This window comes from Methylocystis sp. (genome assembly GCF_051061225.1).
Taxonomy (GTDB): Bacteria; Pseudomonadota; Alphaproteobacteria; order Rhizobiales; family Beijerinckiaceae; genus Methylocystis.
In genome coordinates, this window is sequence record NZ_JBPFEB010000099.1 from 20,833 (window position 1) to 29,876 (window position 9,044).

The window sequence follows — 9,044 nt, forward strand, 5'->3', positions numbered from 1 at the left end:
GAAAGCGCTCGCGCTCCGCGTGTCTTGCCGCGCGGAGCCTCCCCGGCGTAGACTCAGCGTCATCGTTTCTCCTGCGGGGACGCTTGTATGACGCTCCGTCTCGCCGTCACCGGCCTGACCGGCCAGGTCGTCAGCGCGCTGATCGAACGCGCTGGCAAGGACGTTGAAATCACCGCCCTCGGCCGCCCGCAACTCGACCTCGGGCTGCGGAACGCCGTTCTCGCCAGCCTGCGCCACGCCCGCTGCGACGTGATCATCAACGCCGCCGCCTATACCGCCGTGGACAAGGCCGAAAGCGAAGCCGACATCGCCATGCGCGTCAACGGCGAGGGCGCCGGCCATGTCGCCGAAGCGGCCGCCGAACTGAATGCGCCGCTGTTGCATCTGTCCACCGATTACGTGTTCGACGGAACCCTTGCGCGCCCCTATCGCGAGGACGATCCGACGGGACCCTCCAGCGCCTATGGCCGCTCGAAGCTGGCGGGCGAGGAGACCATCCGGGCGATCCACCCGAACCATGTGATCTTGCGCACCGCCTGGGTGTACAGCCCCTTCGGCGCCAATTTCGTGAAGACCATGCTGCGCCTTGGCGAAACGCGCGAGGAGGTCGCTGTCGTCGCGGACCAGGTGGGCAATCCCACAAGCGCCATCGACATCGCCGACGCGCTCCTGCTGATTGCGCGACGCGTCGTCGACGATCCGGCCGCGTCGCTGCGCGGCGTTTTCAACCTCACCGGGGCGGGCGAGGCGAGCTGGGCGGACCTCGCCGAGGCGACTTTCGCTACCGCGCAAACATGCGGGCGGCGGCCCGTGCGGGTGCGGCGCATCTCCACCGCGGATTATCCGACGCCCGCGCTCCGGCCGGCCAATTCGCGCCTCGACAACAGGAAACTCGCCGAGCGTTACGGCGTCGCCTTGCCGCCCTGGCGCCAATCGCTCGAAAGCTGCGTCACGCGTCTGGTGGGGCAGCCCCGGTAACTGCGGAAGCGGCGCCGCGCAGCCGCTCCGCGAGACGCGCCGCGTCGAAGAGCGCGGAAGCGTCCATCTTTGGCGACACTCGCTCCCGGCGCGGCGTGAGGCGGCCAATCACCGGCTCCATGCGCTCGACAGCGGATTCGATCGCGTCGGCCAGCGCCAGCGGCTCTGGAGCCTCGACGCAGACGATGTCGTCGAAGCGCTGTCGCAGGCTGCGTCCCTCGAAATCATTGGTGATCGTCAGCAGGCCCGCTTCCGCCATTTCGAGCGGCGGGTAGCTGGGATGGGGCGAGAGCATCAGCGAGACGCCGATGCTCGCGCGACTGAGATAATCCGCATATCGAGCAAGATCGACCTTCCCCGCCACCACCGCATTTTGCAACGGATAAAGCTGCGACGCGGGGAACTCCTCGCCAAGGAAGACGATCCGCCAGCGGCTCGCCCGTATGGGGTCGCGTTGCTGCCAGCGAAAGATTGCGTCGCAGATCAATTCAAAGCCATTGCGAGCGACATGCGGCCGTCCATAAACAAGCATCAGCCGCTCGCGCGGCGCGGCGCGAAGGGCGGCCGAGATCTCGGCATTCATGCGGTAAGGAAGACAATAGCTTTCCGAAAAGCCATATCTTTCGTTCATGGCGCCAAACAGCTCTTCGGAATTGATGACGGCGATGGTCTCCCTGGGGTGACGATAGGTCGACGCCGCCAGCGCGGAGCGCGCGCCGCGGCCCTGAAAATAAGGTTCGTCATCCTGAATGACGTAAACGAACGGCAAGGCGCCGCCGAAGAAACGCGCCCGGTCGCGCTCGAGACCGCGCGCCAGAATCGCCGTCCACCAGGCGGTCGCCACGAACATGTCCGTCGCGCGCAGATCCAGCCGCCCGCCCTCGCGCTGAAAGGCGTCGACGAGAAGCCGGCGCCCGTGATCGAGGCTGGCGGCGTAGGGCGTCGGGTCATAGCCCGCGAATTTTTCGTATGCCTCTGGGCCGATATCCGCGTCGGTCGAGACGATGCGGCAGTCCCAGCCGTCTCCGAGCGCCGCCGCAAGACCATCGAAGACATGCAGAGCCGTCGACACCCCGCCAAAGGTCTGGTCGGGATTGACCGTCGGCGTCAGCAGATTGAGGCGCGGGCGCGCGTTGCGCGATGGATAGGACAAGAGCGGCCGCGTTTCGACAATGCCCTTCTCCTGCGGGCGGGGGCTGTCGTCGACAGACGCGAGGCAGGGTCGAAAGACTTTCAGACGATGCGCCCCCACATCCTCCGGGCGATGAACAGGCAGCACGCTCTGCGGCATCGGATAGAGGTCGCGCCGCGCGACCTTGAGCCATTCGTACCCCGCCGACTCCGCCACCATCAGCAGCACGCGTTCGACAGCATGCGCCAGCGTGCCGTCGACAGCTCCGGATTCCTCGGGAAAATCCGCGAAATCGAGCCCGAGAGCCAGAAGCGGCCGAAAGGCTGCGCTGCGGCCCCAGAACATCGAGCCGGACGGAAATTCCAGCACCAGATTCTTGTCGATGGCGACGCCCATGCGCTTCATCAGGCCGCGCACGAGATCGTAATCATAGCCCCAATTGAGCACGCCCCTGAGTTCGAACAGATGCTGCGGGAAGACAACGCCCATGCGAGGATCGTCAAAAAGGGTGAGGATCGAGTCCACGATCCGCGGCGATCCCACGAGAGTGTCGACAAGATAGTCGCGCCAGCGCGCCAGCGCGGCGCCGCCATGCGGGGAGCGCTTGGTGTGCAAGTGTAAAAAGAGATCGTAGCGATCGTAGACGTCGCGGAACCCGATGAACTTCGCCGCGATGTCGCGCCCTCTGTTGGGCACGACGCGAATCTCCACGCTCCCTTTCGCCCAGTCGCGTGTCTCTTGCGCCAGACGCAGCTTCTTTTCCTCCGTATCGGTCGAGATGAAGAGATCGGCCTCCCTGTTTATATTTGCGAGTTTCTCCAGGAGGAGCGGCAAAATCTCCGGGTAGAAGACATGCGCGATCACCGCGATCGGATCGCCGCACAAGGGCCGCGGCGCATGGCGAAAGGGCGTTTCCAGCGCGAAATCGGCGTCATTCGAGCCGTCTCGACGGGACGACGCCATCCGGCCCGATCAGTTCGTAACTGTAGCAATAGCTGACGGCCTGTGCGCGCAACGGATCGTTGACAGGATTGCGGCGCCGTCCGAGCGGTGGATCGTAGGTCGCCGCAAGCTGCCGCAACACGGCCCCGACCGTTCCCCGCGCGCCATGTCGTCGCCAGAACCGCGGCCCGTCCCTATAAAGGCGGCTGGGCGGCAGGAAGACGCCCACGGGCGAGTCGATGAGCTTCGCCGCTTCCCGCATGGCGGCGCCGAAGAGCGCGACCGCGCCCCGCGTCGTCAGAATAGCCCAGCCATTGCGCAAATGCCGGCGAGCCGCCCGAAAGGTCGTTTCCTCTTTCATGCGGACTTCGTATATTACAGATTAAGCTTATTCTGCCAGCATGCTGATGGTCCGATGATCCAGCTCGAGGATGTTTACAAATATTACCGCACGCATGGGCGCCGGAAGGTCGTGCTCGACCATGTCTCCATCGATTTCCGGTCGGGCCGCAGTTATGGCGTGCTCGGCGTCAATGGCGCCGGGAAGTCCACCTTGATGCGGCTCCTCGCGGGGGCCGAATTGCCGAATGGCGGCCGCGTGCGTCGCAGGGCGCGCGTCTCCTGGCCGCTCGGCTTCAGCGGGGGTCTGCACCCGATGCTCACCGGACGCGAAAACACGAAATTCGTGGCGCGCGTCTACGGTCAGGATCCGCGCAAGACAATCGCATTCGTCGAGGATTTCGCGGACATCGGCGCCTATCTCGATATGCCCATCCTCACCTATTCGTCGGGCATGATCGCGCGCCTGGCCTTCGGCCTCAGTCTCGCGATCGACTTCGACTGCTATCTCATCGACGAAACGAGGGCTGTCGGCGACGCGCGCTTCGCGGCGAGGTGCAGGGAGGAGTTCGACAGACGCCGACAAAAGGCCGACGTCATCATGGTCTCTCACGTCATCGGAACGATGCGCGACTATTGTGATCACGGCATCGTGCTCGCGGGTGGGCAGATGCACATCTTCCGTAATCTGGACGACGCGATTGAACTCTACAAGAAACTCAACGCCTGACGCGCCGGGCGAGATCGACGCGACCCGGCAGATCGCCTTTTCGCCGCCGCATGTCGCGCTTCCGGCCGAACAGGCGGCCGCCATCGCGCGCAACATCTCGAAGGCGCTGAAAGCGGCGGCGAACAAATCCCGCGCGCCCGTCAGCATTGTCGCCGGCGGCGCCTATGCGACGCGACCGGGCGAGAGGTTGTTCCGCTCAGCCATTCTGGCGAGTTTCATCTGCATCGTGGGCGTTCCCCTGCTGGTCTCCTCCGTCTATTGGGGCCTCATCGCGAGCCGGCAATATGTGACCGAGGCGAAATTCGCTCTGCAATCCTCGGACAGCCCAACCTTCCAGGCGTTCGGAGTCTCGGCGCAGGACGGGCGACAGATGCAGGACGCGCAGGTCATCGTGCGCTACATCCTTGGCCGGGCCATGGTGGAGGCGCTGGACAAGACGCTTGATCTTCGACACATGTTCGCGCGAGGCGATTACTTCTCCCGCTTCGATCCCGAGGACCCGATCGAAACGCTTGAGAAATACTGGAAGAAGCGCGTCGACGCGACAGTCGACATGATGTCGGGCATCGTCTCCATTCACATTCGCGCCTTCACCCCCCGCGACTCGCTCACGATTGCGGAGAAGGTCGTCGATCTTTCGGAAAAGCTCGTCAACGAACTGTCGACACGCACGCACCGCGACGCCGTCACGCATGCGCAGGCGGAACTGACGCGGGCTGAAGACAGACTCAAATCCGCCGCCGCGACAATGCGGGACGCGCGTAACGCCGAGGGCGTGCTCGACGCGCCCGCCGCCGCCGAGGCGATCAACAAGGTTCTGACCCAGCTTCGTATTGATCTCGCCGAGACGGAAGAAAATCTCGCGGCTCTTCGCACCGCCGCTCCCAGCGAGGGATCGCCGCAGGGCAGATTGCTCACCGCGCGGGGGGACAGTCTGAGAAAGCAGATCGCCGATTACACATTGGAGATCGCCAGCGCCGAAAACAGGAATGCGCTTTCCCACAGGGCGAGCGCCCTCTCGTCGCCCGAGGTCGCTCTCAAATTCGCTCAGCAGCAATATTCGCTCGCGGCGTCAGCCTATGAAACCGCCCGCATCGATCTCGAGCGGCAACGCGCCTATCTTGCGCTCTTTCTGCGTCCGTCGCTTGCCGAGAAAGCGATCTACCCGCGCCGCTGGCTTGAATGGTTGATCATCGTCGGACCCGCCGTTCTGATCTGGGGTCTTCTCGTAGGCGTGGCCATGATGATGCGCGATCACATGGCGAAGTGAACGCATGGCGAAGTGAACGCATGGCCAATTAAGGGCGTCGCCGCGCGAGGCCTTACGTCATCTGATCCTCGATGCTCGCGACGAGGAGAGAAATGATGGCCCATGCAATCAGCAGCGAGGAAAAGAGAAGCGCTGTATTGGCGGCCGCCCGGGGATAGGTCGCCGCCTCCGGGAGCGTCGGCGGCACGATCGTGACGAGATAAAGTTGCTGGCGCTCGAGATCCTGCCGCGCGTTTTCATAAGCGGAATTGGCGATCGAATAGAGCCGTTCGGCGAACTGCTCATCGAGCTTGAGGCTTTCGTAGGTTGCGATCTGCTCGGAAACAGCCCCCGCCCCCTGGTCGTCCGTCAGCTTCTTTCGAAGCTCCGCGATCTGCTTCTCGACAGCCGCCAGACGCGTGCGCTGGAGCCGCTGGCTCGGCGCGTCCGCGGCGAGCGAGGAGGAGACGGTCGACAGGGCGTTGACGAGGTCGATGCGTTCGAGCGTCAGCTTTCCGATCAATTCGCCAAGGCTCGTCGCGCGGGCGCCGGGATCGATAAGCGCATTGCTGTTTCGGAACTCCAGCGTCTTTTCTCTCGCCCGCGCCAGTCGTTCCCGCGCCGCGACAACCTCATTCTCGGCGCGCGCAAGCGAGTCTGCGCGATTGCGCACTGTCATCTTGTTGACGAGGTCCTCGCTCAGGCGAACGAGATCGCTGGCGATCTTCTGTGCCTCATCCGGACGAAACGCCTCGACCCGCAGCGTCAGAATGCCCGATATGTTTTCAACGCTGGCCGAAATGCGCGACAACCAGTATTTCCACGCATCCTCGAGCGTCGCGTCGCGGTCGAGACGGGAAAAATAGTCGATCACCGGCTTCGCGAAGACAGGCTCGAAATACGACCGGCCGCCGAGATCCTGTATGACCGCGCGGCTCTTGACATATGCGAGCACCATATAGGCGTTCTGCGCGTCCCGGGACGCCGCGCCTCCGCTCAGCTTGGAGATGATCGACGCGGCCTCGGCGCCCTTGGGCGGCTCGCGACTCTGCGCTTCCCGCAGCGTCATCCGGGTTTCGGCGACGAAGCGCTCCGATTGCCAGATCGCCGCATAAAGCCAGAAGCAGACTGTCGGCGCCACGACAAAAGCCCAGAAGCTGGCGCCGAGGAGCCCGCCCTTCACCTGTACGGCGGCCAGCGCATCGGTGACGAAATCGACGCCTTGCATCAGCGCGGGGACACTACGTCGGCCCGCCTCAAGAGGGCTGCCGCCCCACAGAATGCGCCAAAGGGCGACGCCGCGCGCTTGCGCGTCGCGCAACCAGTCTCCCGCCCTTTCAAATGCGATGTTTCGTTTCATCCGCCTTCATCGCCCGCCCGGCGTCGGGGCCCGCGGCGCAAAACTGTCAAGCTCGAGAAAGCTAGGCCCCGGCCGCTACGAAAGCAAGCGTCTCGTCACGGCAGCATTTCCTCGCTCGCGTAGAGTGAGAGGCCCGGGTTGAAATAGGGGTCGTTGCGGATCGCGGAACGTCAGCGTTCCATGAAATATCGCCTCTCGCCCGCATAGACCCGCTGCAACCGCAACCCTCCGCCACGGCTCGCCGATTGGCGATGAATCAACACGGCCTGCGATTGACAGACGCAGCGCCAGCCTTTCTCGGACAGTCTGAGGCAAAGATCCACGTCGTTCAGATCGACAGGCAGATTCTCTTCGTCAAATCTTCCTGCTGCCTCGAATTTCCGCCGCTCCACCATGAGGCAGGCGCCCGTGACGGCGGAAACGTCATGCGGATAGAGATTGCGCCCCATCCATCCCGGCGCGGTTTCCTTCAACCCCGCGCCGAAGTGGCCCGCGACGCCGCCCATGCCGAGCACGACCCCGACATGTTGCACGGTGCGGTCAGGAAACAGCAGCTTTGCGCCAACCGCGCCAATGCCCGCCTGTGTCGCGAAAAAGAGAAGGCGTTCGATCCAGTCCGGCGTCACGATCTCCGTATCATTGTTGAGAAACAGAAGATAACGCCCAGCAGCGGCGTCCGCGCCGGCGTTGCAAAGCGCCGAGAAGTTGAACCTGCCTGGAGACCTTAGCAGCTTGAAGCGCGTTTGTTCCCGCTGCATCCGCCCGATCGGCGCATGTGTTCGGCTTTGCCTGCTGCCATTGTCAACGAGCATCACTTCGTAATTGCCGTAGTGCGTTCTCGCGAAGACGCTCTCCAGGCACGGCTCCAGAAGATCGGTCCTGTCGCGGGTCGGAATGATGATCGAGACCAGGGGAGACGGCCCGCTGTAAATCGACTCGGCCGCCTTCGGCGCCGGAGACGGCGCCGTTGGGAACGTGAAGAGCGGCCGCGCGATTGACCCGACGCTGCTTCCGCTGCGCGAAACCAGCCGCTCGATCAGGGCATCCGGCTCACGGCCCCGCCAGTCATCATCCTCACCAAGCAGACGCCGGCGAAAAACCGCCGCGCGTCCGATATAGTTGACCGAGCGCTGAAGCGTGGGACTCCATCCCGGCCGCCAAATCCGCGTCAACCGTCCCGAATGATCGATCCTTGTCTCGTCGCAATAGGCGAGAGTCATCTCGGGACGCTGTTCGAAACAGGCGGCAAAAGTTGCCAGAGCCGCATCACTCATCACATCGCCAGCCCGGAAGCAGCCAATGAGCGACGAACCGTCGATCTGCTCGCGCCCGTCGGCAAGACGACATCCGAGCTTTTGCTTCCAGGAGGCGACGCGCTCTGCTGCTTCGGGGTTCGCCGGGGCTCCGACAAGACATATGCGCCAGCCCTGATGCGACTGACGCAGAATCGATTCGCAACTCGCATCGATTTGGTGCGCGTCGGCTCCGCCGACGTCGAGCAAAAGGGTGAAGAGTTCCCGGCCGCCGCCGACGCTCTGCGCGCAGGGTTCGCACCGGCGAGACAACAGCCATGTTGCATAGTCCGTTGCGGGCTCCGCGCCCAGCGCCCAGCGCCAATTGAGATCTGCCTCGTCCTGGAGCCGAAGGAGTTGCGCAAACACGGCGTAAAACACGCGCCGCGGATTGCGGAAAGCCCGGCGCACAATGTCGCGGAGGGGCAGAGCGCGTGTTTCGATGATTCGAATGGGAGGGGCCGGCGAGGAGCCTGTTGGGCTGATCCAGACATCTGTCCAGCGCCGTGGCGTCTGACCGATCCAGATTCCATAGCCATCGGTCGGCGCGGGTAAAATCACGTCACGCCGACGCTCGGCGTCGAGCCAAAAACGAAGCAAGGGTCGAACTGGGGGCTCGGAGGAGTCTACGGCGTAAACAATTTTTACAAAGGCCCCGCGGCTGAGTCTGTCCTGCTCCTGCAGGCGGCGCCATCCTTGCTCTGGCGCCCCGGCGCTGACCGGGTCCTGTCTGTGATTTTTGGCGCTGCGCCGGCGCCCGACGTGCAAACGCAACAATGGCGCCCTCTTGCTGACCGCGGCGATTTCGAGAGAAACGACCATGGCCGGGCGTTTCGGGGGCCAGAGTAGGCGCCCGTCACTGTCTGGGTCAAGGTAGAAGGAAGAAAGTCCCTGGATGCGGGGGCAGGATTTGAACCTGCGACCTTCAGGTTATGAGCCTGACGAGCTACCGGGCTGCTCCACCCCGCGGCAGGGAGACGCTAAAAAGCGCCGCGATTTGGAGCGGCGCTTTTTTGGATTGG

The 9,044-nt window shown here is 63.8% G+C and carries 7 protein-coding genes and 1 tRNA gene; 3 read left to right on the plus strand and 5 right to left on the minus strand.

Annotated elements, in window-relative coordinates:
* Positions 1-87: 87 nt before the first annotated feature.
* Positions 88-978, plus strand: a complete 891-nt coding sequence (gene rfbD / locus ACR652_RS18075) for a dTDP-4-dehydrorhamnose reductase (protein WP_434507873.1) — start codon at positions 88-90, stop codon at positions 976-978.
* On the opposite strand, the gene ACR652_RS18080 is transcribed toward rfbD, so the two are convergent.
* Together ACR652_RS18080 and ACR652_RS18085 are read right to left on the minus strand one after the other, a co-directional pair.
* Positions 950-3,073, minus strand: coding sequence for a rhamnosyltransferase WsaF family glycosyltransferase (locus ACR652_RS18080; protein WP_434507874.1), 2,124 nt, complete (start codon positions 3,071-3,073; stop codon positions 950-952). The two genes, rfbD and ACR652_RS18080, sit on opposite strands and share 29 nt — an antisense overlap.
* Positions 3,042-3,413: a hypothetical protein gene (locus ACR652_RS18085; protein ID WP_434507875.1), complete on the minus strand. Its 372-nt coding sequence runs from the start codon at positions 3,411-3,413 to the stop codon at positions 3,042-3,044. Before ACR652_RS18085 ends, ACR652_RS18080 begins: the two co-directional genes overlap by 32 nt.
* A 54-nt stretch (positions 3,414-3,467) precedes the next feature.
* Here ACR652_RS18085 and ACR652_RS18090 point away from each other — a divergent pair, with 54 nt between their 5' ends.
* Positions 3,468-4,121: an ABC transporter ATP-binding protein gene (locus tag ACR652_RS18090; RefSeq protein ID WP_434507876.1), complete on the plus strand. Its 654-nt coding sequence runs from the start codon at positions 3,468-3,470 to the stop codon at positions 4,119-4,121.
* Positions 4,093-5,391, plus strand: coding sequence for a hypothetical protein (locus ACR652_RS18095; protein ID WP_434507877.1), 1,299 nt, complete (start codon positions 4,093-4,095; stop codon positions 5,389-5,391). The genes ACR652_RS18090 and ACR652_RS18095 overlap by 29 nt, the downstream gene beginning before the upstream one ends.
* Before the next feature lie 52 nt (positions 5,392-5,443).
* On the opposite strand, the gene ACR652_RS18100 is transcribed toward ACR652_RS18095, so the two are convergent.
* The 3 genes from ACR652_RS18100 to ACR652_RS18110 all read right to left on the minus strand — a co-directional run bounded on the left by ACR652_RS18100 (position 5,444) and on the right by ACR652_RS18110 (position 8,991).
* Positions 5,444-6,691 carry a hypothetical protein gene (locus ACR652_RS18100; protein WP_434507878.1) on the minus strand — a complete coding sequence of 416 codons (1,248 nt, stop codon included), beginning with the start codon at positions 6,689-6,691 and terminating at the stop codon, positions 5,444-5,446.
* A gap of 209 nt (positions 6,692-6,900) precedes the next feature.
* Positions 6,901-8,433 carry a glycosyltransferase family 2 protein gene (locus tag ACR652_RS18105; RefSeq protein ID WP_434507879.1) on the minus strand — a complete coding sequence of 511 codons (1,533 nt, stop codon included), beginning with the start codon at positions 8,431-8,433 and terminating at the stop codon, positions 6,901-6,903.
* Positions 8,434-8,914: 481 nt separating this feature from the next.
* Positions 8,915-8,991, minus strand: a tRNA-Met gene (locus tag ACR652_RS18110).
* Between the last annotated feature and the right edge of the window lie 53 nt (positions 8,992-9,044).